The 24,073-nt window shown below is 68.9% G+C and carries 21 protein-coding genes; 13 read left to right on the forward strand and 8 right to left on the reverse strand.

Annotated elements, in window-relative coordinates; translation table 11 throughout:
• Positions 1-36 precede the first annotated feature (36 nt).
• Entirely contained in the window at positions 37-1,287 is a 1,251-nt protein-coding gene (locus tag NL114_RS00230; RefSeq protein ID WP_254822799.1) for an MFS transporter, read from the forward strand.
• Here the strand turns inward: NL114_RS00230 and ribB are convergent.
• Positions 1,284-1,976, reverse strand: a complete 693-nt coding sequence (gene ribB / locus NL114_RS00235) for a 3,4-dihydroxy-2-butanone-4-phosphate synthase (protein ID WP_254822800.1) — start codon at positions 1,974-1,976, stop codon at positions 1,284-1,286. The genes NL114_RS00230 and ribB overlap by 4 nt on opposite strands.
• Positions 1,973-2,677, reverse strand: a complete 705-nt coding sequence (locus NL114_RS00240) for a CTP-dependent riboflavin kinase (protein ID WP_254822801.1) — start codon at positions 2,675-2,677, stop codon at positions 1,973-1,975. Before NL114_RS00240 ends, ribB begins: the two co-directional genes overlap by 4 nt.
• Before the next feature lie 273 nt (positions 2,678-2,950).
• Between NL114_RS00240 and NL114_RS00245 the strand changes: the two genes are divergently transcribed.
• Entirely contained in the window at positions 2,951-3,889 is a 939-nt protein-coding gene (locus NL114_RS00245; protein WP_254822802.1) for a hypothetical protein, read from the forward strand.
• Positions 3,890-3,907: 18 nt separating this feature from the next.
• Here NL114_RS00245 and twy1 read toward each other — a convergent pair whose 3' ends face one another.
• A complete protein-coding gene (twy1, locus tag NL114_RS00250; RefSeq protein ID WP_254822803.1) occupies positions 3,908-4,888 on the reverse strand; it encodes a 4-demethylwyosine synthase TYW1 in 981 nt (326 codons plus the stop codon).
• A gap of 457 nt (positions 4,889-5,345) precedes the next feature.
• On the opposite strand from twy1, the gene NL114_RS00255 reads away from it, so the two are divergent.
• Together NL114_RS00255 and NL114_RS00260 are read left to right on the forward strand one after the other, a co-directional pair.
• A complete protein-coding gene (locus NL114_RS00255; protein ID WP_254822804.1) occupies positions 5,346-5,714 on the forward strand; it encodes a DUF555 domain-containing protein in 369 nt (122 codons plus the stop codon).
• A 64-nt stretch (positions 5,715-5,778) separates the two neighbouring features.
• Positions 5,779-7,674: an ATP-binding protein gene (locus tag NL114_RS00260; protein ID WP_254822805.1), complete on the forward strand. Its 1,896-nt coding sequence runs from the start codon at positions 5,779-5,781 to the stop codon at positions 7,672-7,674.
• A gap of 30 nt (positions 7,675-7,704) precedes the next feature.
• Here NL114_RS00260 and NL114_RS00265 read toward each other — a convergent pair whose 3' ends face one another.
• On the reverse strand, positions 7,705-8,262 hold the full coding sequence (locus NL114_RS00265; RefSeq protein ID WP_254822806.1) for a response regulator: 558 nt from the start codon (positions 8,260-8,262) through the stop codon (positions 7,705-7,707).
• A gap of 191 nt (positions 8,263-8,453) precedes the next feature.
• Here NL114_RS00265 and NL114_RS00270 point away from each other — a divergent pair, with 191 nt between their 5' ends.
• The 5 genes from NL114_RS00270 (at position 8,454) to psmB (ending at position 13,201) form a co-directional block, all read left to right on the forward strand.
• Positions 8,454-9,977 carry a TraB/GumN family protein gene (locus NL114_RS00270; protein ID WP_254822807.1) on the forward strand — a complete coding sequence of 508 codons (1,524 nt, stop codon included), beginning with the start codon at positions 8,454-8,456 and terminating at the stop codon, positions 9,975-9,977.
• On the forward strand, positions 9,974-10,648 hold the full coding sequence (locus NL114_RS00275) for a zinc metalloprotease (protein ID WP_254822808.1): 675 nt from the start codon (positions 9,974-9,976) through the stop codon (positions 10,646-10,648). Before NL114_RS00270 ends, NL114_RS00275 begins: the two co-directional genes overlap by 4 nt.
• Before the next feature lie 100 nt (positions 10,649-10,748).
• Positions 10,749-11,891, forward strand: a complete 1,143-nt coding sequence (locus tag NL114_RS00280) for a sensor histidine kinase (RefSeq protein WP_254822809.1) — start codon at positions 10,749-10,751, stop codon at positions 11,889-11,891.
• 264 nt (positions 11,892-12,155) lie between these two features.
• The gene (locus tag NL114_RS00285) at positions 12,156-12,323 is read left to right on the forward strand and encodes a hypothetical protein (protein ID WP_254822810.1); all 168 of its coding nucleotides are present in this window, start codon (positions 12,156-12,158) and stop codon (positions 12,321-12,323) included.
• Positions 12,324-12,487: 164 nt separating this feature from the next.
• On the forward strand, positions 12,488-13,201 hold the full coding sequence (gene psmB, locus NL114_RS00290; protein WP_434084101.1) for an archaeal proteasome endopeptidase complex subunit beta: 714 nt from the start codon (positions 12,488-12,490) through the stop codon (positions 13,199-13,201).
• A gap of 149 nt (positions 13,202-13,350) precedes the next feature.
• On the opposite strand, the gene NL114_RS00295 is transcribed toward psmB, so the two are convergent.
• On the reverse strand, positions 13,351-13,632 hold the full coding sequence (locus NL114_RS00295; protein WP_254822811.1) for a hypothetical protein: 282 nt from the start codon (positions 13,630-13,632) through the stop codon (positions 13,351-13,353).
• Between the two features lie 164 nt (positions 13,633-13,796).
• On the opposite strand from NL114_RS00295, the gene NL114_RS00300 reads away from it, so the two are divergent.
• Positions 13,797-14,624, forward strand: coding sequence for an MBL fold metallo-hydrolase (locus tag NL114_RS00300; protein ID WP_254822812.1), 828 nt, complete (start codon positions 13,797-13,799; stop codon positions 14,622-14,624).
• Positions 14,625-14,703: 79 nt separating this feature from the next.
• Positions 14,704-15,390, forward strand: coding sequence for a hypothetical protein (locus NL114_RS00305; RefSeq protein WP_254822813.1), 687 nt, complete (start codon positions 14,704-14,706; stop codon positions 15,388-15,390).
• 9 nt (positions 15,391-15,399) lie between these two features.
• Here NL114_RS00305 and NL114_RS00310 read toward each other — a convergent pair whose 3' ends face one another.
• The 3 genes from NL114_RS00310 to NL114_RS00320 are packed head-to-tail and all read right to left on the reverse strand — an operon-like array spanning position 15,400 to position 19,310.
• The gene (locus NL114_RS00310; RefSeq protein WP_254822814.1) at positions 15,400-15,687 is read right to left on the reverse strand and encodes a hypothetical protein; all 288 of its coding nucleotides are present in this window, start codon (positions 15,685-15,687) and stop codon (positions 15,400-15,402) included.
• 49 nt (positions 15,688-15,736) lie between these two features.
• The gene (locus NL114_RS00315) at positions 15,737-16,852 is read right to left on the reverse strand and encodes a DNA topoisomerase IV subunit A (protein WP_254822815.1); all 1,116 of its coding nucleotides are present in this window, start codon (positions 16,850-16,852) and stop codon (positions 15,737-15,739) included.
• Position 16,853: 1 nt separating this feature from the next.
• Positions 16,854-19,310, reverse strand: a complete 2,457-nt coding sequence (locus tag NL114_RS00320; protein WP_254822816.1) for a DNA topoisomerase VI subunit B — start codon at positions 19,308-19,310, stop codon at positions 16,854-16,856.
• Positions 19,311-19,513: 203 nt separating this feature from the next.
• On the opposite strand from NL114_RS00320, the gene gyrB reads away from it, so the two are divergent.
• Positions 19,514-21,430: a DNA topoisomerase (ATP-hydrolyzing) subunit B gene (gyrB, locus tag NL114_RS00325; RefSeq protein WP_254822817.1), complete on the forward strand. Its 1,917-nt coding sequence runs from the start codon at positions 19,514-19,516 to the stop codon at positions 21,428-21,430.
• An 83-nt stretch (positions 21,431-21,513) separates the two neighbouring features.
• The gene (gyrA, locus tag NL114_RS00330) at positions 21,514-24,045 is read left to right on the forward strand and encodes a DNA gyrase subunit A (protein ID WP_254822818.1); all 2,532 of its coding nucleotides are present in this window, start codon (positions 21,514-21,516) and stop codon (positions 24,043-24,045) included.
• Positions 24,046-24,073: the final 28 nt, after the last annotated feature.

Consider the following 24,073-nt stretch of genomic DNA (forward strand, 5'->3'; position numbering starts at 1 on the left):
GAACCGTTTAGTCCCCGCCGGCCGCCCGCAGGGACGATGGCCGACCAGCCCGGGCACGCGCTCGTCCGTCGATACTACCTCTACGAGGCGACGGCGGCGTCGGGCTTCGTCTGGCCCGTGTTCACCCTGTTCCTCCTCGGACGGGACCTCTCGTTCACGGAGATCGCCGCGCTGAGCGCGGTCCTGTCGGTCCTCGTCGTGGCTGGCGAGATTCCGACGGGGCGGCTGGCCGACCGGCTCGGGCGCCGGAACGCGCTCCTGCTCGGGCGACTCGCGGAGGCCGCCTCGCTCGCGGGCTTCGTCCTCGCGCAGTCGTTCGCCGACTTCCTCGCCCTCTACGCGCTCTGGGCGCTCGGGATGACGCTCGCTTCGGGCACGGCCGCGGCGTGGCTCTACGACGCGCTCGACGAGTACCTCGACGCGGGCCGGTACACCGCAGTCCGCGGGCGCGGGCGGGCCATCGGTCAGTGGGCGATGGCCGCGCGGATGGTCGTCGCGGGGCCGCTGTACGTGCTCGACCCGACCTATCCGTTCATCGCGGGCGCGGCCGTGGGCGTCCTGAGTGCCGGCGTGCTGCTCGGCCTGCCCGAAGTTCAGGACGCCGACGCGGAGCCGACCGGTCGCGAGGCGCTCGCGCTTGTCCGGGACGCGCTCTCGCGACCGGACGTGCGCGGAGTCGTCCTCTACGCCGGGCTCTTCTTCGGCCTCGTCTCCGCGGTGGACGACCTCATCCAGCCCATCGCCGTCGACGCGTTCGACATCTATCTCGGGGCCCTCCCCGGGAGCGAGGTGGTGCCGGAGCCGGCGCTGTTGGGTGTCCTCTACGCCGGGTTCACCGCGGTCGCCGCCGTCGCCAGCGACCGGGCGGCGGCCCTCGAGCGCCGGGTCGGGACCCGGGCCGCGGTCGTCGGTCTCCCGGTGCTGGTGGCCGTCGCGGCACTGGTACCCGCACTCGTAACCGCGGTTGCCGTCCCCGTCTTCGTCGTGGTCAAGTCGGCCAAAGCGACGGTCGCGCCGCTGGTCTCGGGCTACCTCAACGACCGTATCGACCGGGCAGGCCGGGCAACGGTCCTCTCGGCGGCGGCGATGGCCTACGCGCTGGTCCGGGTCCCGCTGAAACTGGGTACCGGCCGCGTCGCGGACCTCGCGTCACCGATACTGGCCGTCGCGGCGGTGGGCGTGGCCTTCCTCGTCGCGGGAGCGGTTCTGGTGGTGGCGGCCCGGCCGCTGGTCGGGGCGAGCGAGGCGGGAGCGGAGCAGGCGGCGAACGCGGAGCCGCGCGATTAGCGGAGCGCGGCCAGCAGGTCGGCGCCCTCGACGTAGACGAGGTCGTGGCGCTCGGCGTAGCGCCGGGCGTCGACGGGCGAGCGAGCGCCGCCGGTCTCGTCGTCCAGCATCTCGCAGACGACGACCGCGGGCTCGGTGCCGGCAGCCTCGGCCAGCGCGATGCCGAGTTCCGTGTGGCCCTCGCGGTCAGCGAGCAGGTCCGGCGCCGCGCGGAGGAGGTGGACGTGTCCGGGTGCGCGGAACGACTCGGCGAAGGCATCGGGGTCCGGGTCGGTCGCGTGCCGGCCGAGTTCGCGGATGGTCAGCGCGCGGTCCTCGTCGGTGATGCCGGTGAACGTCTCGCGGTGGTTGACCGTCAGCGAGAAGGAGGAGCGCTCGTCGTAGGCCAGTTCGTGGTCGGCGGCGAGCGGGTGGTCGATGGACTCCTGCAGGAAGGGCAGGTCCAGCAGTTCGGCCACGTCGTGCGAGACGGCCGTACAGACCAGCCCGCCGGCGTCGTTGCGCATCCGGGAGACGGCCGCCGGGTCGACCGCGGCGGCGGGGTAGACGAGGTCCGTCTCACCCTCGCGGTCGGCCGCATCGTGGACGAGAACCGGCTCGCCGAGTTCGAACGCCTCGATGGCGGCCTCGACCGGTTCGGACTCGGTCACGGCGCTGGCGGCGTCCGTGTCGGTGTCGGCTCGGGTCATCGCTCTTCACCCGTGACGCGGACGGTTATCTCCTCTCCATCCTCGAGACCGAGCTCGTCGCGGAGTCGGTCCGGCGCGATGACCTCCAGCTGGTCGTCGCCGTGGTGGGTCCGCTCGGGGGCGATGACGTGGGCCGGGTCGTACGTTCCGGAGTCGGTTTCGATGGTGGCGGGCCAGCAGAACGCCGGGCCGTAGGTCCGCTCGTCGTCCTCCCAGCCGTCGATACGGACGGGGTCGAGCGCGTCCATCCGGCCGCGCTCACGGACGCTCTCCTCGTCGAGGTCGACGTTGAGCGTCCCGGCGAACGGCTCGTACCCCAGCCGGTCGACGAACTGCTCCATGTAGCCCGGGAGCGAGATGTAGTGGCGTCCCTCACCCATCCCAGCCGTGACGGTGCCGTGCAGCGTGACATCGGCGTCGGCGCCCTCGAACACCCGGCGGTAATCGGCGTACTCGCGCCGGAGCCGCGCCTCGCCGTCCGGCGTCAGCTGGACGCGCTGCCCGTCGTTGAGCACCTCTCGGTCGATGAGTTCGGCCTCGTCGAGTCGCTGGAGCCGGCGCGACGCGGTCTGGTTCGAGGCACCGAGCCGCTCGGCCAGCCCCGCACACGTGACCGTCGTTCCGGCGAGGGCACCCTCCAGGGCGAGCTCCTTGAGGGTGACCACCTCCGCGGGCCCGACCGCGGCGCGTGTCTCTGCCATACGCCCGGATAGGGTAACGACTCCGATAAGTGTATCGTTCCCGTGATGCATAACGGAAACGTGATGAAGATGCAGCGACAGCGCCGTCTATCGGTTCGGTAGTGACACCCACGCAAAAACGCGTCGGTCCGTCGGTGTTCCCGGCCACCGTCCGCGTCCGACCACCGCCCGCCGTTCCTGGCGGCCGGATCCGGCGGCTTCCCTCTCGTCACCGAGCGACACCGTGACAAAAACTCCCGGGGCCTGACGGCGACAGAAGGTTCGGTCGAACGCGTGTCCACCGACGTGATGGATGGCCACGACGGGCTGACACGACGGAGTGTACTGAAAGCGAGCGCCGCCACGGCCGGGCTGGGGCTCGTCGGGACCGCGTCCGCTGACGACGACACGTCGAGCACCAGACCGATCCCGTGTCTCGACATGACCGGTGTCCTCGAGCGGGAGGACGTGACGACCGTCCAGGCGGCCTCGGTCGCCCCCGAGACATCGAGCGGTATCGGGCCGGGCTCGTTCCTGCTCATCTCGCGCGGTGGCACCACGGCCGGCTGCACTGCCAACTTCATCTGGGACGGTGCCGACGGTGGCACCTACCTGGGCGCGGCGGGTCACTGCTTCCTGCCGGACGGCGCGGCCGCCTCGGAATCCGCGGGTGGCTCGTTCGACACGAGCGGCGTGACGGTCCGGGCCTGCATCGACTGTGCCTTCGGCGGCGCGACGGGCCTCAATGGGCTCCAGGGTGGCGAGCTCGTCGAGCTCGGGGAGGTCGTCTACGCCCGGCAGTCCCAGAACGGCAACGGCGTCGGCAACGACTTCGGGCTGGTCCGGGTTCCGGACGACGTGCAGCCGCTCCTCGACCCCGCGATGCCGCAGTTCGGCGGGCCGAGCGAGATCGGCGCCGTCGACGGCGGCGAGACGATCTGTCACTACGGCAACGCCGTCGCGTTCGGCGAGACGTTCCTCACGAAGGGTCGCTCGGGCGCCGGCCTCGGACACGGCAGCGATAGCTGGAGCGCGGCCACCACCTCGGCGCCCGGTGACAGCGGGGCGGCCGTCCAGACCTGCACGCCGACACTGACCGGGCTCCAGGGTGTCGAGGCGGCCGGTGTCCTCACCCACCTCACGACGAACGGCGGCGTCGCCGGGACCACGATGTCCCGGGCGAAGGAGATGGCCGGCGAGGTGGGGCTCGACATCTCCGCGCGGCTGGTCTGAGCCGCCAGCGGGTCGGTCTCAGTCCGCGCTGGCGTCGTACGGGTCGTCGTTCCAGAACTCGCTGCCGCCTTTCAGTTTCGGGACCCAGGTGTCCTCGTCGCGTGCGAGCAGCGCGACCCGTGACTCGGGCACGTCGCGCAGGACGGGATGGGTGGGCAGGTACTCCTGCACCGCCTCGGTGAAGTCGATGACCTCCTCGTGTTCGGGCATCGCCGACCGGTCGAGCCGGCCGCGCGAGTGCCCGACGTGCATGTACGCCTTCAGCTCCACGAAGTCGGCGTCGGCGCGGTCGTACATCCCGGCGTACCACTCGGGGTGGTGGTCGTTGAACCCTTTGAGCACGGTCGTCCGAAGCACCGTTCGGGTCTCGTCTTTCGCCGCGAGCACGTCCAGCGTCTCGATGAGCTGGTCCCACGCGTCGTCCTCCATCGCGCCGACCACGTCGTCGAACGTCTGCCGGTCGGCGGCGTCCACGCTGACGTACAGCTGGGTCGGGTCGCACTCGGCCAGCACCTCCGGCCGGGTGCCGTTGGAGACGAGGAAGGTCGTGATGCCCTGGTCGTGGAACGCCTCGATGAGCTCCGGCAGGTACGGGTACAGCGTCGGCTCCCCGTCCAGCGAGATGGCGACGTGCCGGGGTTCCATGGCCTCCTCGAAGGCCTCGTCGGGGACCTGGTCGTTGCCGCCGAAGCCCGACAGCAGCTTGCGCTGGAGTTCGATGCTCGCCTCGACCACGGCCTCGGGGTCGTCCCACTCGACGCCGTCGAGTTCGTAGGAGTGGCCCTGGTGGTCCCGCCAGCAGAAGACACAGCGCTCGTTGCATTTGACGACCGGCGTCATCTGGATGCAGCGGTGGCTCTGGATGCCGTAGAAGGTGTTCTTGTAGCAGCGCCCCTCGCCCCGGAGCGCGTTGGCGGTCCAGCCGCAGGTCTGGGCCGCGGTGTGGTTCCGGCTGTGATAGTCCGGGTCGTCCACCTGTTTCGGCCCCGAATCGCTCATGTCCGGATGGGCGGCGTGTGGCTACAAATGGGTTGTGTGTCGGGGAACCGGGTGGCCGACCAACCTCTCACTGGCCGGAAGCGCGTGCCGCAGCGCGGACGCGCAAGGCCGCGCGACCTGGGGAAGGGCAGGGCCACAGCGCCCGTGACACAAACTAAATCCTGGCGGACTCGAAGGGCGAGCGGTCTCGGCGGTGGTCACGCGAGCGAAGCGAGCGTGACCTCGTCAGAGCTTGCTCTGACGGTGCCCGGACGACGCAAGCACCGCAGGGAGCGAAGCGACCGAGGAGCACAGCGAGTCCCGGCACCCCGAGAGCGCGAGGGCTTCGTAGGAGGCTCGGTAGTCGCTGTCGCCGTCACCACGAGCGAACACAAGGGCTCCAGAGGCAGCTTCACCATCAGTTACGTACGACCGACGAACCGCAAGCCAATTCCCCCGTGCCACCACATCAACGGCCATGAGCAACTACTACGTCCGGATGGAGGCCGCGTGGCTCGTGCGCGACGTCGAGGATTCGAACGACGCCATCGGCGTCGCCATCAGCGAGGCCGGCAAGCGACTCAACGAGGCCGACCTGGAGTACGTCGACATGAACGTCGGTGCGACGAGCTGTCCGGCCTGCCGGGAGACGCTCGACTCCGTCTTCGTCGCGGCCGACACGGCGCTCGTGGGGCTGGCGATGGAGATGGAGATCTTCGACGCCGAGTCCGAGGAGCACGCCAGCCGCATCGCCACCAGCGAGGTCGGCGGCGCGCTCCGCAACGTCCCGCTGAAGGTCATCGAGGTCGTCGAGACCGACGACGAGGAGGACGAGGAGACCGTCTGAGCCGGTCGAACCCGGCTGGAGATGGACGGGAGATTGACAACGGTGGGGACCACAGTACGAGGAAGTGACGACACAGGACGACCGGTCGATGGTGGCGGACGCCCTCCGGGCCCTCCTCGAGGACCAGGATGCGGCCGTACTCGTCGTCGACGACGAGGAGACCGTCCGCTACGCCACCCCGCGAGCAGCCGACCTGGTCGGCGGCACGGCGGTCGGCGACGGGGACACCGATATCACCGGGAGACCGGTTGCTGACCTTCTCAGCCCCGCCCCGTCGACCGACGCGGACGAGGTGCTGTCGCTCGTCCACGGCCGGTCGACGGACCCCGTCGCGCTCGTCACGACGGCTGCCACCGGGGAGCGGACACGTCTGGATGGCTCCGTCGCCACCTGTCCGGGCGGGGTGGCGCTCACTCTCCGAGCGCCGCCCGACACGACTGCCGGGCCGGGGGTCGGGGATCGGGTCGACGGGGGCGAGGACGGCGCCGGCGCGTACGTTCCCGATGCCGGCTGGCAGCGGGTCCTGGAGACGGCGAGAGCCGGAATCGCGATTCTCGACGAGGACGGCCGCTACCGCTACGTCACCCCCGCCCACGCCGACGTGTACGGCTACGACTCGCCGGACGACCTCGTGGGGCGGAACTGGCGGTCGCTGTACGACGAGGCCGAGGTCGAACGGCTCGAGACGGAGGCCATGGCGGCCCTCGAGCGCGACGGGGCCTGGAGCGGGACCTCGACCGGGCGCCGGCGGGACGGCGAGCCGTTCCCTCAGGCGCTGACGCTGTCGCAGCTCCCGGATGCCGGTCTCGTCTGCGTGGTCCGGGACCGGACCGAGCAGGTCGAATCCCGGGCGACGCTGGAGGCGCTCCACGAGGCGACCCAGGACCTGCTCGCCGCCGACAGCCGGCAGGCGGTCGCCGAGGTGGCCGTAGAGGGGGCGGTCCGTGCGCTCGACCTCCCGCTGTCGGCGGTCTACCTCCACGACGAGGGGCGGGACGCCCTCGACCCGGTCGCGTGGAGCGACGCCGTCGCGGAGACGTTCGACAGTCCCCCCACGTTCACCGGCGACGAGGAGAGCCTCGCGTGGGCGGCGTTCCAGTCCGGCGAGCTACGGCGGTTCGATGACCCCAGCGAGACCGACCAGCTGTACAACCGGGAGACCCCGGCCGGTGGGGAGCTCATCCTCCCGCTGGGCGACCACGGCGTGATCATAACCGGCTACCTCCGGGGCGAGGAGGTCGGCCCGGAGGATGTCCGGCTGGCCCGGACCCTCGCCGCGTCGGTCACGACGGCGCTCGAGGGGGTGACCGCCGCGGAGGCGCTCCGTGAACGCCACGACCAGCTGGAGCGGTTCTCGGCCATGCTCAGCCACGACCTCCGTGACCCGCTCAACACCGCCATGGCCACGACCTCGCTCGCGCGACAGACTGCGGCGGGAGAGACCGCCGAGTATCTGGACACACTGGACCAGATCCACACCCGGATGGAGTCGCTCATCGCCGATGTCCTGGCGCTGTCGCGCGATCCGGCGGAGCTGGAGCGGACCCCGACTGACCTCGAGCCGCTGGTCCGCGAGGCCTGGGAGACCGCCCGAACGGCCACCGGCGCGACCGACGCGACGTTGACCGTCGAGGGGTCGGGAACCGTCGACGCCGACACCACGCATCTCCGGCGACTGGTGGAGAATCTACTCGGGAACGCCACCCGACACGGTGGGGAGAGAGTGAGCGTCCACGTCGGGCTCGACGACGACGGGTTCTACGTGGCCGACGACGGTCCCGGTATCCCCCCGGAGCGACGCGAGCAGGTGTTCGAGCGGGGCCACAGCGACAGCGGGACGGGCCTCGGCCTCGACATCGTCCAGCAGGTCGCCCGGAGCCACGGCTGGGAGGTCTCGGTCGGGGAGAGCGAGGCGGGCGGCGCCCGCTTCGATATCAGGACGGACGGCACCGGACGGTAGGTGCGAGAACCGCAGCGTTCCGCCGGTCGGTTACTCGTCGACGAGGTCGCGAACGGCCGCGGCGAAGGCGTCGTGGCTCAGCTCGCCCGCGCGGTCGCCGGTTTCGTCGTCGATACGGTCCAGCTCGGCCACCAGTTCCTGGTACTCGTCGCTTTCGGCCAGTTCGGCCTCGGTCATCTCGATCTCGAGGACCGCTCGCTTCTCCGCGAGCGCGAACTGCTCGCGGACGCCCGCCGCGTACTCGTCGAGGGAGACGAGCTGGTCGACCGTCTCGATGAGGTCGGATTTCGTGACCGGCTTGGTCAGGTAGGCGTCGAACTCCATGTCCACGATATCGAAGTTCGGGTCGACGGCGGTCACCATCGCGACGCGCGGGTCGAGCCCGCGGTCGCGGAGCTCCTCCAGCACCTCGTCGCCGGAGAGGGTCGGCATACGGCGGTCCAACAGGACGACATCCACCGTGTCGTCGATAGCCTCGAGTGCCTCCTCACCGCCCGTCGCGGTCACGATATCGAACTCGTTCTTGAGCCAGAGCGCGTAGGCCTCGACGACGTTCGGCTCGTCGTCGACGATCAGGACCCTGGTCATCGGCGGCCGTCCCTCCGCCACAGGGCTCCCGCAACGGTGTCACGCATCGACTCTAGATTGGGGGAGCAGCAGCATTAAACCTTCCACCAGCTTCCGCTGCCGTCCCTCCGGCACCGACCGCCCGGTGGCGATGTGGCCCACGTGCCGCGGACTCCGACAGGTGTAAGCGGCTCGCCACGCGAGACCACTCCATGACCGACGGGGCCGTCGAAGCGGACGATACCCGCGACGCCGAGCACGCCGGGAGCGTCCGCGTCGTCGGGACCGCCCACGTCTCACAGGAGAGTGTCGACGAGGTCGAACGCGCCATCGGGGAGGAGCGCCCGGACGTGGTCGCGGTCGAACTGGACGAGGGGCGCTTCCGGCAGATGAAAGGCGAGACGCCCGACGACCTCGACGCCGCGGACCTGCTCCAGGGCAACACCGTCTTCCAGTTCCTCGCCTACTGGATGCTCTCGTACGTGCAGACCCGGCTGGGCGACCGCTTCGACGTCCGCCCGGGCGCGGAGATGCTCGCGGCCGTCGAGACGAGCGAGGAACTCGGCATCGACGTCGCGCTGGTCGACCGCGACATCCAGGTGACCATCCAGCGCTTCTGGGCACGGCTGTCGGGCCTGGAGAAGCTCAGACTGCTCGGCGGCCTCGCCTTCGGCGTCGCCAGCCCGTTCGCCGTCGGACTGGGCGTCGGCCTGACCGTCGGACTGTTCGCCGCGCTGGTCGCCGGCGCGGTCGGCGGCGCACCGCTCGTCCCGCCGGGAACGCCCCTCGCTGGCGTCGTCGACGCGGCGCTGGTCGGAGCGCTTGTCGGCCTCGGTATCGCCGGCCTGCTCGGACTGGCGTTGCGGCTCACCGCGCCCGAGGAGACGGAGGACATCGAGGAGTTCGACCCCGCCGAGCTGACCGACACGGACGTCGTCTCGGCGATGATGGAGGAGTTCCGCCGGTTCTCACCGGGCGGCGCCGAGGCGCTCATCGACGAGCGCGACGCCTACATCGCCCACGAACTCGTTCGCCTCCGCGACGCCGGCAACCACGTCGTCGCCGTCGTCGGCGCGGGCCACCAGGCGGGAATCGAACGCTACCTCGCCAACCCCGAGACGCTCCCGCGGATGGAGGACCTCGTGGGGCGCCAGGAGTCCTCGCGGTTCTCGCCGTACAAGATATTCGGCTACCTGTTCACGCTGGGCTTCCTCGTCTTCTTCGTCCTGCTTGCGGTCGCCGCCTACACCGGCGTCCCGGGCGCGTCGAGCGGCCTGCTCGTCCGGCTGTTCGCCGCGTGGTTCCTCGTCAACGGCCTGCTGTCGTTCGGCCTCGCGAAGCTCGCGGGCGCACACTGGCCCAGCGCGACCGTCGGGGGGGCGGTCGCCTGGCTCACCTCCGTCAACCCGCTGCTCGCGCCGGGCTGGTTCGCCGGCTACGTCGAACTCCGCTATCTCACCGTCAACGTCGCCGATATCGCCGAGCTGAACGAGCTGCTCGACGACACGGAGACGCCCATCCCCCAGCTCGTCGGCAACATGCTGGACGTGCCGCTGTTCCGGCTCATCGTCATCGTCGCCGCGACGAACATCGGCTCGTTCGTCGGGAGCATCCTGTTCGCGACGGTGCTCATCCCGTACCTGTTCGCCGAGATCGGCGGGACCGACGAGATCGTCCGGCTGATGCTCGCCGGGGCGCGCAACAGCGTCGACCTGCTCGTGGGGGGGCTGCTATGAGCCGGCGCGAGGTTCGTGCCGGCGGGCGGGGCGGTGGCATCTCGTTCAGCGCCCGCGAGACGCGCGACCTAGTCGTCGCGTGGCTGGCGCTGGGCGTGGCGTTCACCCTGTTCCTGCTGGTCACGTCCGGCCGTGGCGTCGGGCCGGCGGGCCTCCTCGGCCTCCTCGGCACGGGCCTGTTCGTCGAGCTGCTGGTGCTGTCGCTGCTGACCGCCGGGGTCGGCTTCCTGCTCCACGAGCTCGCACACAAGGTCGTCGCCATCCGGTTCGGCCAGGTCGCGGAGTTCCGTGCCGATTACACGATGCTGGGACTCGCACTGGCGGCAGCGCTCGTCGGCTTCCTGTTCGCCGCGCCCGGCGCGGTCTACCACAGCGGCCGCATCACGCATCGCGAGAGCGCGGGCATCGCGCTCGCCGGGCCGCTCACGAACGTCGTCCTCGCCGGGCTGTTCCTCCCCGTGTTCCTGCTCGCGGATGGGGGGTTCCTGCTCCGGGCCGGACAGCTCGGCGTGACGCTGAACGCCGTCCTCGCCGGGTTCAACATGATCCCGTTCGGGCCGCTGGACGGCCGGAAGGTGCTCCGCTGGAGCTACGTCGGCTTCGGCGCGAGCTTCCTGCTCTGTGCCGGGGTCGCCGTCGCGTCCGTCCTCTTCGTCGGCTTCCCCATCTGAGACCGGAGCCCCGACGGCTGGGCGGTAGACCGAAGTACCAGCGCTTCTCACGAGGAACAACGTCGAATGAGGAACAACGTCGAATGAGGAACAACATCGAATGAGTGTGGGCCGTATCCGTGAAGCGATAGAGCGAGGGGGCGGGTCGTGGTTCGTCAGCGGAATCGGCGTGGTGCTGGCGGGCCTCTCGCTGTGGTACGTCATCGTCTTCCGTGCCCTCTCGGTAACCTCGTCGGCTGTCGGGTCGCCGGGGTTCGTCCTGGCGATGCTGGAAGTGATTCTCCTGGGCGGGTTCTCGGTGGTACTGGTCTACGCGGGCTACTGGCTCGCGACCAGCCAGTTCGACTCCCAGCAGCTCTGGTGGGCCGGACTCTGGACGGTGGTCGGACTGGCCGGTATCGTCGCCATCGTGGCACTCCTGCAGAGTTCACAGCTCTCGGAGGGGCAGGCCCTCTCGGAAGTGACCATCGTCGAGGAGCTGTTGCTGGCCGCCGGCGGCGGCGGCATCGCCGGCCTCCTCATCGGTATCTCGACGGTCCAGTCGATGTGGAGCCAGGAGCAGGTCGAGCGCCAGCGCGACACGCTGGAGTTCGTCAACGAACTGCTGCGACACAACGTCCTCAACGGGATGCAGGTCGTGCTCGCGAGTGCCGAACTCGTCGAGGAAGAACTGGACAGCGAGGACCCGGACCTCGAAGCCGTCGAGAGCGCGCTCTCGCACATCGACGACCGGGGCGAGGACATCGTCGAGCTCGTCGAGAACGTACGCGTGCTCGCACAGTCCGTCTCCGGGGATGTCGCCTGCGGCCCGGTCGCCGTCTCCTCGCTTCTCACTCGGAAGGTCGGGACCGCCCGCGGGACGTATCCCGAGGCGACCATCCGGACCGACATCGAACCGGACGTGACCGTCTCGGCCGACGACCTGCTGCCGGCCGTCTTCGAGAACCTGCTGGCCAATGCCGTGGACCACAACGACCGGGAGTACCCCACCGTCGAGGTGGCTCTCGAGACCGACGCGGACACCGCCGTGGTCACCATCGCCGACGACGGCCCCGGCATCCCGGACGAGTACAAGGAGGCCTACTTCGGCCCCGGGGAGCAGGACGAGGGAAGCGTCGGCCAGGGCCTCGGTCTGTACCTGGTCGACACGCTGGTCGACCGCTACGGGGGCGAGGTCACCGCCACCGACAACGAGCCACGCGGCGCCCGGTTCGAGGTCGAACTCCCGCTCCACGATGGCTGACCAGCTCCGGTTCCCCGTCGATTCCGCCCGTCTCGTGCCCGTGAGCCGCCGCGCACGTCGCCGGACGCTACAGGGAATATCTCCATAACTTATGGAAACGCGGTGGGTCACCGAAGGGAGTGATTCGCCCGCTTCCGCAGGGTCGCACCGCCGGGCAGGCAGGACCGTGATAGACCATCGAAATCGCATGACTGCGGCGGGATTACTGCCACCGGGCTGGTGAGAAGGCTTATATACACCCGAGCATCCCCCCAGAGTACGAAGATGATAGATACGGCGTACCGCGCAACGCTGCTCGCTCTCTACCAGTTCAGCATCATGCTCGGCATCCTGCTGCTTCCCGTCGCGCTGGCGGTCCGGCGTGCCGGGCTCCAGATGCCGATGGACCGGGTCATCGAACGGCTCGGCACCGCCTACGAGAACGCCGCCTGAGAACCGGCCACACCTGCTGCTCCGAGGACTCGTTTCTCGACCGACCAGCCAGGGAAGCGGTGCCTCCATCGACCGCCGGCCGGGGCGCGTCGATCGGGAGTCCGACTCCCCGTCAGGTGCCCGAAGGGGTGCCTTTATGCACGCGACGAGTGTACCCCGGGCCAATGCGTCAGAACGAATTCTCTGCCCCGAGCATGGGTGACGGCATGGAGTCCGCGGTGTACGAGCCGGAGCTCGGCCAGCTCCCCGACGTGTCCGAGAAGGACGCCGAGAAGGTCAACACCACCGGGACGACAACCATCGGCATCACCACCGACGAGGGCGTCGTCATCGCGACGGACATGCGCGCCTCGCTGGGTGGCCGCTTCGTCTCCAACAAGAACGTCCAGAAGGTCGAGCAGATCCACCCGAGCGGCGCGCTCACGCTCGTCGGCTCGGTCGGTGGCGCTCAGTCGTTCATCCGCTCGCTCCGCGCCGAGGTCAACCTCTACGAGGCCCGCCGTGGCGAGGATATGAACATCGAGGCCCTCGCGACGCTCGCGGGCAACTTCGCCCGCGGCGGCCCGTTCTTCGCCATCAACCCCATCCTCGGTGGTGTCGACGACGACGGCCACCACGTCTACTCCATCGACCCCGCGGGCGGTGTCATGGAGGACGACTACACCGTCACCGGTTCCGGGCTCACCGTCGCCTACGGGACGCTCGAGCGCGAGTACAGCGACGACCTCACCATCGACGAGGCCAAGCAGGTCGCCGCCAGCGGTGTCAAGGCCGCCGTCGAGCGCGACACCGGCTCCGGCAACGGCGTCTTCCTCGCGGAGGTCACCGAGGAGGGTGTCGACATCAACGGTCACAAGGACTTCGACGAAGTCCTGTAGCGCGGGTCGGTCGCCGCTTCGAGTCGACGCACTGGTTCCCTGGACAGATATCGAACTACCCAGCCGGTATCCCCGAAATGATGACGATATAGCAGATGCTCCGGAGATAGTCCGATAGCGCCAGCCACAGTGGCGATATCTGCTCGGAGTCAGTCCGCCAGCTGGTCCTCGATGGCGGCCAGGCGCTCCTCGATGTCCTCCATGCGATCGACGATGCCGTCGACGCGCACGTCCTCGGCTTTGGCGTCGTCGACCCGCTGGATGCGGCGGGCGAGCTCGGCGTGGGTCTCGCGGGCGGCGTGCTGGAGTTCGTCGACGCGCTCCTCGACCGTACTCTCGGTCGTCCCGATGGTGGGCACGTCCCGAGAGCGGTAGGAGCGCTTCGTCTCCACCTGCTTCACGTGGCGCTGGAGTTCGTCGTCGCTGACCATGGGTGCTCGTGGCGGCGGTGCCGCCGGTGTCTCTACTCGGGCTTCCATCCACGGCACCATAAGAACCCGAGCGCGTTTTCCGACCCTGAGAACGGCCGCCCGACCGGGATTCCGTCACCAGTCGGTGGCAGAACGTTCAGGGGGGCGCCGCCGCTACCGCGAGCATGGTCCACCACGATGGTATCCAGGCCGACTGGCTCGGCTACGCCACGCTCCGACTGGAGACGCCCGCCCCCGATGCGGCGCTGGCGGGCGAGAACGACGGCTCCAGTACGGTCGTCTACTGCGACCCCGGCCGCTACGGCGTACTCTCGGGGGAGTGGCCGCCCGAGGGGGCCGGCGGTGAGGCGGACCATCACCCGCGGGGGCCGGCGGTCGAACCGCGGGACGGCGACCTCGTCTGCGTGACCCACGACCACCACTACGACCCCGCGGCCATCCGCCGGGTCGCGAACGAGGACGCGACGGTCGTCGTCTTCGAGGGCGTCAACACCCACCGCATCGACCGTGACGCGGAGCGACCCGTCGACCTCCCCCACGAGGTCCGGCGCGTCGACGACGAGGCCGATATCGCGGTCGGCGAGGTCGTCGTCCGGACGACGGCGGCGTTCAACCACGCCGACGGTCCGCACGTCGATGCGTCGGGCGACCCCATCCATCCGGAGGGGTTCGGCTGCGGGTTCCACCTCACACTCCCCTCGCCCGTCCGGCCGGACGGCGTCCGGGTCCTCTGGCCCGGCGATACGGATGTGCTGGAGGGCCACGCCGAGCTGGACGTGAGCCTGTTCTGCCCGCCCATCGGTGGCGCGTTCACCATGGACCGGCACGCGGCCGCCGAGCTGGCCGCCGCCATGGAACCGGAGCTGGTACTGCCGGTCCACTACAACACGTTCGAGGCCCTGACGACGGATTCGCGTGCGTTCGCCGCCGACGTGGCCGAGGCCGGGGTTCCGGTCGTTCTCTCGGAGACATGGGCGAGCCGAGTTAGCTGACCCCACTTGTATCCCCGGCTGGACACTGAACAATCATTAAACCGGGGCGGGTCCCCGCCGTGATACGGTGATTCGAACGGTGCGCTTCGCAGTCGTTCTGGTCGTACTACTGGTCGGACTGACAGCAGCGACGGCGCCGGCCGCGGCGACCGGCGAGGAGGGGCTGCTCGGCTGGGACGGTGACGGCCCGGTCGTTGGAACCAACGAGAGCGGCCTCCAGGTCGGCGGCGACGTGGTCTCCGCTGGCCCCGATGGTGCCGAGGGTCTCGGCCAGGAAGCCGGCCCGGGGACAGTCGATATCACGGAGAACCCGTCGACACCCCTCGGGAACACGACGGTCGGCGTCGGTGCCGGCGGGGAGGGACTCTCCGTCGCTTCCGACCCTCCCGGTGTCGACCGCGAGGAGCCGGTCGGCAACGGTATCGACGGTGACGCCGACCGGGGTGTGACAGATACCGGTGACGACGGGTCGACGGTGGTTCTCGATGCAGGTCCGGGTGGCGGGGACGCACAGGTCCAGTGTCTCGAGAGCGGCGAGGGGAGCTACTGCGAGAAGAGCGGCAACGTCTCGCTCGCCGTGGTCGGGGTCGACTACGAGGGGTACAACCAGTACGACTCGACGGACCGGAGCGGGAGCTTCGGCGACACCGTCGCGGTCCGGATTGGCGGCGAGCGCGTCGGGACGGCCAGCGTCAACAGCAGCGACAGTCCTGCTTCGGCCCTGGTGGGCAGGCTCGGTGGCGTCGGGTTCGGGCTCTTCGGCTGAGGCCACCCGCTACCCCAGTACGGCGCCGACGAGGAGAACGACCGCGATCAGGACCGTCAGTACGGTGATCGCGAGGAACGCGGCCTGCACGAACCGGCTGTCGGCGATGAGGCTCCGGTCGCTCGTCATCGGCTCGAGCAGCCGTCCACGGGCGCGCTCGAGCCGTCCCTCCAGCCCGCCGAACCGGGCGTCGTAGTCCTCGCGGGGGATGACCACCTCGTTCCGACAGATCGCACACTGCTCGGGCGGCTCGTGATAGGTGCGCTCGCAGTTCGTGCAGATCCACTCCTCCGACACGCGTCGGTAGAGGTGTGGAGACGCGAAAAGGGTTGGCGTGGCGGGGCGGTCAGAACACGCCCATCTCGGTCAGCCGCTCGGGCAGGTAGGTGTCGGTCACGAAGTCGAGGCCGCGCGAGGCGAGTGCCTGCTGCTCTGCTTTCTTCCCGATATCGAGCTGCAGCTCGATCTGTTCGCGCCAGAACTCGCTCTGGAAGCGCGGGTCGTCCAGTTCGGATTCGAGCGCGTTGATGTCCGAGTCCGCCAGCGGGTCCGTCGGCAGGTCGTAGTCCACGATGTCCTGCGGGCGGATGCCGACGAACTGCGCCGCCGGCGTGGCGAGGTACTCCGAGAGATGCGCGGACTTGATGGACCCGTACGCCACCGAGCCGTAGATGCGGTACGACCACGGGTCGCCGTCGGTGAAGACCACGACCGGGAGGTCGAGTTCGTCGTGGAGGCGTTTGGTGATGCGACGGGTCGCGCGGGCCGGCTGGCCCTTCAGATGGACGACGATGCAGCCGTACTCCTCGTCGAAGCCGTTCTCGACCAGCCGGTCGCGCATCCCACCGGTCTCGACACAGAGGATGAACTCCGCGTCGTTGTCGAGGAACTCGATGGTGTCGGGGTTGTTGGGGATCTGGTAGCCGCCTTCGCCGACGTCCTCCTGGCAGTGGATCTCGCGCTCGCCCCGGCGGGTCTGCTCGCGCAGGAGGAGCGGGCCCATCAGCGTCGCGCCGGACTCCTCGGGCCGCATGTGGAAGTCCTCGCGGGTGACCCCGGAGACGACCTCGAGGTCCTCGACGAGGCCGTTGGAGTCGTCCTGGTCGTTGAACTGGGCGAACTCGTTGTCCCAGGACTCGCTGAGGTAGTAGAGCTCACGCAGGGTCGAGGAGCGGTCCTCCTCGAGTTGCTGGGCCAGGAACTCGATGGTGTAGATGGCCTTCAGGAGCTTCTGGGCCCCAGCCTTGGTCTTTGCCGTCCGGGTGGTCTGCCGGTCGCCCAGCACCCAGACGCCCTTCTCCTCGGAGTACTCGATGTTGCTCTTCGTCCGGGTCGGGATGCGCATCCGCGGGACGTCCCCCTCGGCGAACTGGTCGTAGAACTCGCTGGCGAGCTCGATGAGCTCCTGGCGCGCTCGTTCGCTGTTCGGCTCGGTGTCGGTGTCTGCGTTCTCGGTGCTCATATCAGGCGTTGGTGGTCAGCTTCTCCTCCTCGATACCCTCGACCGCGACGTCGAACTCGGCGTCGTCGCCGACATCGTAGACCAGCTCGGCGGTCTCGCCGCCCGCCACGGAGGGTTGCCAGCGGACGAACCACTCCCCGTCCATCTCGACGACGCTGGCGTCATCCACCTCCCCGGGGTCCACCGAGCAGATGTCGGTGATCTCGGGCTCGACGGTCGTGTCGTCGTTGTTCTCGACGGCGAGCGTGACGTGGCCGTTCTCCCGGCGCCGCTCGACGAGGACGTTGTTCATGATGCGGGCCAGCGAGTCCTCGATGTGGAGGGGCTCTCGGCCGGTGACCTCGGTCAGTTTGTCGGCCATCTCGGGCAGAATCTCGGCCAGCGTATCGCGCTTCTGCCGGCGCTCGCGCAGCGACTGCTGCTTGTTGAGGTAGGTCTTCAGCTCGCGGGCGGCCTCCCGGAACGCGAGTTCGATCTCGTCCTCGATCTCGGGCACGTTGGCGACGGCGTCCTTCGACTCGCTCGTGAACGGAACGTTCGTCGAGGCGACGTGGACCATCAGCACCGCCGGCCCGTTCGGGATACCGCTGCCGCCGGGCTGGTCGAGGTTGTAGTTCCGCCAGTTGATGCGCTTGATGACGTCCACCGTCGCGCAGGCGCCGCGCTGGTAGACCAGCGGGACGCGGTTGGCGAACCGGAGGATGTCGACGGGGCCCTCGGCCTCGAGGTCGCCGCCGTAGGCGATGCCGGCCTCGACGATGAACGGGTCGCCGCCGTGGACCTCCGCGTCACGGGTGCAGGTCGCGAAGAAGTCCGCGTCGTACTCCTTTCGCAGCCCCGCATCCACGAGCTCCTCCGTGATGGGCGCCAGGCAGTCCGTCGGCGGCGAGAGGATGTCCGTCTCGCGCATCGCCTCCAGCAGCCGGGCCACGGAGTCCCGGTCGTCGACGAGCGCCGCCACGTTCGGCGGCTCCGTCTCGACGGTCCGGGCACGGGCCCAGAGCGCGTCGACGACGTTCTCGCGGGCCGTCTCGCCGAAGGTCCCGCCATCACGCTCGGCGGTCCGCTCGGCGGCCCAGTCGGCCCAGCCGGCCAGCGTGTCGCGGGTCACGCGGTCGCGAGCCCCGTGGCCGACGCCGGCCTCGTGCATCTCGGCATCGGCGAAGCGGTCGGCGAGACGCCGGGCGAGGCCGTCGATGGCCGCGTCGTCCTTCCGGGTGGTGGTCGCCTCGTCGACGAGCCGGTAGCAGTCCGGCTCACGGCGGGTCGTCACCTCGCTCCAGGCGGCCGCGACGGCGTTCTCGCGGACGGTGCTCCCGAGCCGAACGTCGTGTCCGTCCTCCACCTCGTCGGCAGCCTCGTCGACCGCGTTCTCGATGTCGCCGTATCCGACGTGGTCGTGCTCCTCGAGCGCGGCGTAGACGCCCTCGGCGAAGGCCTCGGTCGCCGCGGCGCCCTTGTTCGCGGTCGCGTCGACGACGGCACCGACCACGTCGGCCTCGTCGGTCGTCCCGGGGACGCGCCAGGTCATCTCCCGGCCGAGCTGCCGGTCGCGGAAGGCGTCGACGACGTTGGTCGCGGTCGTGCCGCCGACACGGGTGAACTCCCCCTGGAGGAAGCCGCTGATGGAGTACGAATCCGTCGCCTCCAGCATCTTCTTCAGCGTGCCGAGCTCGACGCCGTGCGGGTGGGGTTTGATCTCCTCCGTCTCGGCGGGGAGCTGGTCGGTCGCACGCTCGAACTTCAGCGGCTCGTCCAGCCCCGGCTCGCGCAGTTCGAGCCGGGCGTGGGGGTTGACGACCGCCGTGTGCTCGATGTAGTCGTGGAGCTGCTGGCGGGCCCGCATGTTCCCCTCCATCTCGAGCTCGATGCGGGTACCGTGTGGGCGCTCCCACGTCGTCGCCTCGTCGGTGTCGATCTCGGGCTCGTTGGCGTCCGTGTCGATGATGAGTTCGAAGTAGCGTGCCTCCCCACCACGGGGCTTGGAGGTGATCTTCGCGGGCTTGCCGGAGGTGAGCTGCGAGTGCATCACCGCGGCGGAGATACCGATTCCCTGCTGGCCACGGTTCTGCTCGCGCTTGCCGAACCGGGAGCCGTACAGCAGTTTGCCGAAGATCTTCGGCACCTGCTCCTTCGTGATGCCGGGGCCGTTGTCCTCGACGACGAGCCGGTAGTAGTCGCCGGCCTCCTCGATCTCGACGTAGATATCGGGCAGGATGCCGGCCTCCTCGGTCGCGTCGAGGGCGTTGTCCACCGCCTCCTTGACGGCGGTCACCAGCCCCCGGGCGCCCGAGTCGAAGCCGAGCATGTGCTTGTTCTTCTCGAAGAACTCGGCGATGGAGATGGCCCGCTGCTCCCGGGCGAGTTCCTCGGCGATGCCGTCGCCATCGCCGCCGTTGCCGTCACCATCGCCGTCGCCACCCCCGTCACCGCCGAGTTCCGACTGGAACGAAGTCATTCGTGTGGGACCCCTATCCCCCGAGAAGGTAAAACCTGCCCGCTACCGTGGTGGAAGTGGAACGGCCTCGTCCGACATCCGGCTGCCGTCTGTCGGTCACGGCCGGAGCGACAGCGGCGACCGCCACTCCAGCAGTACGTAGCTGACTTTCGCGCGCGCGTGCGAGGTTTTAAACCTGAACGCACACTACCCGTGGTAGATAGATGTCCCAGGGATACAGCGAGGACAACATCCAGACCCTCGAGGGGCTGGAGGCGGTCCGGAAACGGCCCGCCATGTACATCGGCTCGACCGACGCGCGCGGCCTCCACCATCTCGTCTACGAGGTCGTCGACAACTCCATCGACGAGGCCCTCGCGGGCTACTGTGACACCATCGAGGTGACCATCCACGAGGACCAGTCGGTGAGCGTCAGCGACGACGGCCGCGGCATCCCCGTCGGGGAACACGAGTCCGGGAAGTCCGCCGTCGAGGTCGTGATGACGGTGCTCCACGCCGGTGGGAAGTTCGACAAGGACTCCTACCAGGTCTCCGGCGGCCTCCACGGCGTCGGCGTCTCCGTCGTCAACGCCCTCTCGCGCTGGCTGGAGGTCGAGGTCAAACGCGACGACGGCGTGTATCGACACCGCTTCGACCACGGCGACCCCGACCAGGAACTCGAGCGGATCCGGGACATGGAGCCCGACGAGGAGACGGGGACGACCATCCAGTTCTGGCCCGACCCGGAGATCTTCGAGACGCTCGATTTCACCTACTCCACGCTTGCCTCCCGCCTGCGCGAACTCGCCTTCCTCAATCCCGGCGTCGCCATCACCATCGAGGACGAGCGCGACGGCGAGCGCGAGACCTTCGAGTACGAGGGGGGCATCAAGGAGTTCGTCGAGTACCTCAACGAGACCCGCGACGTGCTCCACGAGGACGTCCTCTTCGTCGACGGGAGCGGCGAGAGCGAGGACGGCGAGGTGCAGGTCGAGATCGCCATCCAGGCGACGGCGGGTGTGCAGGGCTCCATCCACGCGTTCGCCAACAACATCAACACCCGCGAGGGCGGCACCCACATGACCGGGTTCAAGACCGCGCTCACGCGGGTGGTCAACGACTACGCCACCTCGCAGGGGCTGCTGCGTGACATCGACGGCACGCTGAAGGGCGAGGACATCCGCGAGGGGCTCACCGCCGTGCTCTCCATCAAGCACCCCGACCCGCAGTTCGAGGGGCAGACGAAGACGAAACTGGGGAACGGTGAAGTGAGGGGCATCGTCGAGGGCATCGTCCACGAGAAGCTCTCGGCGTATCTCGAAGAGCACCCCGACACCGCCGAGGCCATCGTCTCGAAGGCCGTCGAGGCCGCGAAGGCCCGGATGGCAGCGAAGAAGGCCGAGGAGCTCACGCGCCGCAAGTCCGCGCTCGATTCGACCTCCCTGCCGGGCAAGCTCGCGGACTGTCAGAGCCGCGACCCGGAGGAGGCCGAACTGTTCGTCGTCGAGGGCGACAGCGCCGGTGGAAGCGCCAAGCAGGGCCGGAACCCGGAGTTCCAGGCGGTCCTCCCGCTGCGCGGGAAGATCCTCAACGTCGAGAAACACCGGCTCGACCGCATCCTCGAGAACGACCAGATCCGCAACCTCATCACCGCCGTCGGCACCGGCATCGGCGACGAGTTCGACATCGAGGACTGTCGCTACCACAAGATCATCATCATGACGGACGCCGACGTCGACGGCGCCCACATCCGGACGCTGATGTTGACCTTCCTCTACCGGCACATGCCGGAACTGCTGGAGCGTGGCTACGTCTACGCCGCCCAGCCACCCCTCTACCGGGTCCGGTACCGTGGCGAGACGTACGACGCCATGACCGAGAAAGAGCGCGACCGCATCGTCGAGGAGGTCTGTGACGGCTCGCCCGACCAGGTCCAGCGGTTCAAGGGGCTCGGCGAGATGAATCCCGAGCAGCTCTGGGACACCACGATGAATCCGGAGAACCGCATCCTCAAGCAGATCAACATCGAGGATGCCGCAACCGCCGACCGGATGTTCTCGGTCCTGATGGGCGACGCGGTCGAACCGCGCAAGCAGTTCATCAAGGACCATGCAGAGGACGCAGAGTGGGTAGATATCTGAAATATTCCAGAATTTGACACCAAAATGGAAACCAAACTAGATACGAGGCAGTTCGAAGACGGATCGAGAACGGGGACCGAACGATGAGTTCCGACGTTCCTGACGCCCCCGACGAGGTCGCGGAGCGGGTCGAGAGCGTCCGCGTCGAGGACGAGATGGAGCAGTCGTACATCGACTACGCGATGAGCGTCATCGTCGGGCGCGCGCTGCCCGACGCCCGTGACGGCCTGAAGCCGGTCCAGCGGCGCATCCTCTACGCCCTGCACGAGATGGGTGTCACCTCCAACTCCGGCCACCGCAAGTCCTCGAACGTCGTCGGGGAGACGATGGGTAACTACCACCCCCACGGCGACAGCGCCATCTACGACGCGCTGGCGCGGATGGCCCAGGAGTTCTCGCTACGCTACCCGCTCGTCGACGGCCAGGGGAACTTCGGGAGCATCGACGGTGACCCGCCCGCGGCGATGCGGTACACGGAGGCCCGCATGGCGCCACTGGCCGAGGAGATGCTGGCCGACATCGAGAAGGGCACCGTCGACTTCGAAGCCAACTACGACGACCGACTGACCGAGCCTGCCGTGTTGCCGGCGGCACTGCCGAACCTCCTGCTGAACGGTGCCTCCGGTATCGCGGTCGGGATGAGCACGAACATCCCGCCGCACAACCTGGGCGAGGTGGTCGACGCCTGCATCCACGTCATCGAGAACCCCGAGTGCCCCATCTCGGACCTCATCGCCACGAAGGAGTCCGACGGCCCCATCAAGGGCCCCGACTTCCCGACCGGCGCACGTATCGTCGGCAAGGAGGGCGTCTACGACGCCTACACGACCGGCAAGGGCCGGGTCCGCGTTCGGGCGGAGTACGACGTGGAGCACAACGAGGGCGGGAAGGACCGTATCATCATCACCGCGTTCCCGTACCAGGAGAACAAGGCGCGCCGCATCGAGCGCATCGCCGACGACGTCAACGACGGGAAGATCGAGGGCATCACGGACATCCGCGACGAGTCCGACCGTGACGGGGTCCGGGTGGTCATCGAGCTGAAGCGGGGCGCGAACACGGAGGTCGTGGAGAACCAGCTCGTCGAGCGCCACCTCGAGGGCACGTTCGGCGTCAACTGCGTCGCGCTCGTCGACGGTCAGCCCCAGCGGCTGGACCTCAAGCGGATGCTGGAGGTGTACGTCGACCACCGCCGCGAGGTGGTGCGCCGGCGCTCCCAGTTCGAACTCGACGAGGCCGAGGACCGTGCCCACATCCTCGAGGGCCGGCTGCAGGCGCTGCAGAACGTCGACGAGGTCGTCGAACTCATCCGCAACAGCGAGGACCGGACGGCGGCCATCGAGGCGCTCCAGACCGACGAGGACGCACTCGGCTTCACGCTGAGCGAGGCCCAGGCCGAGCACATCGTCCGGATGCAGCTGGGGTCGCTCACCTCGATGGAGGCCGCCGACGTGGAGACCGAGTACGAGGAGGTCCAGGCCGAGATCGAGCGCCTGGAGACCATCCTCGGCTCCCAGGCCGAACTCGACCGCGTCGTGACCGAGGAGCTGGAGGAGATGAAGGAGACGTACGACGACGAGCGCCGGACGAGCTTCATGGAGGACGTGGGCTCGGTCACGCGCGAGGACCTCATCCCCGAGGAGGACGTGGTCGTCGTCGTCACCGAGGAGGACTACGTCAAGCGGATGCCGCTCGACGACTTCGACCCGCAGCACCGCGGCGGGAAGGGTATCATCGGCGTCCGCCCGAAGGACGGGGACCGCGTCGCAACCGTCTTCGAGGCCAACACGCACGATTACCTGCTCTGCTTCACGAGCAAGGGCCAGGTCTACCGCCTGAAGACCTACGAGATCCCCGAGATGGGCCGCACGGCCCGCGGGACCTCGGCCCAGCAGGTGCTCGACCTCGACGGTGACGAGGAGATCAACGCCGTCGTCGACGTGGCGGACCTCGACGAGGAGGACTTCCTCGCGATGGTCACCCGGAACGGCTACGTGAAGCGGACCGGCGTCGGCAAGTTCGAGAACGTCCACTCCGGCGGCATCCGTGCCATCAAACTGGAGGAGGGCGACAGTCTCGCCGACGTGGAGGTGACCGACGGCGGGATGGACCTCGTCATCGCCAGCCGACGAGGGATGACAATCCGGTTCGACGAGGAGGAGGCCCGGTCGATGGGCCGGACCGCACGCGGCGTGAACGGCATCAAACTCCAGGACGACGACGAGGTCGCCGGCCTCGTCGCCACCCACGACGAGGACGAGCGCGCGCTGCTGACCGTCACCCGGCAGGGGTACGGCAAGCGCACGCGCCTCGCGGAGTACCGCCGGCAGTCCCGCTACGGCAAGGGCCTCATCGACATCAAGACCAACGAGCGAAACGGCCACGTCGTCTCCGTCAACGCCGTCACGGACGACGACGGACTCGTCATCATGAGCGAGAGCGGACAGATCATGCGCACCCACGTCGACGAGGTGTCGACGCAGGGCCGCAACACGATGGGCGTCGTCGTGATGAAACTCGATGATGACGACTGGGTCGCCAGCGTCGACACCATCCCCGCGGCCGACAACGACCCCGACGCCGAGGACGACGCCACCATCGAGACCGACGCGTAACAGCGACCTCCCCGCCTGCACTTTTGCT

Source organism: Haloglomus halophilum, from assembly GCF_024298885.1.
GTDB lineage: Archaea > Halobacteriota > Halobacteria > Halobacteriales > Haloarculaceae > Haloglomus > Haloglomus halophilum.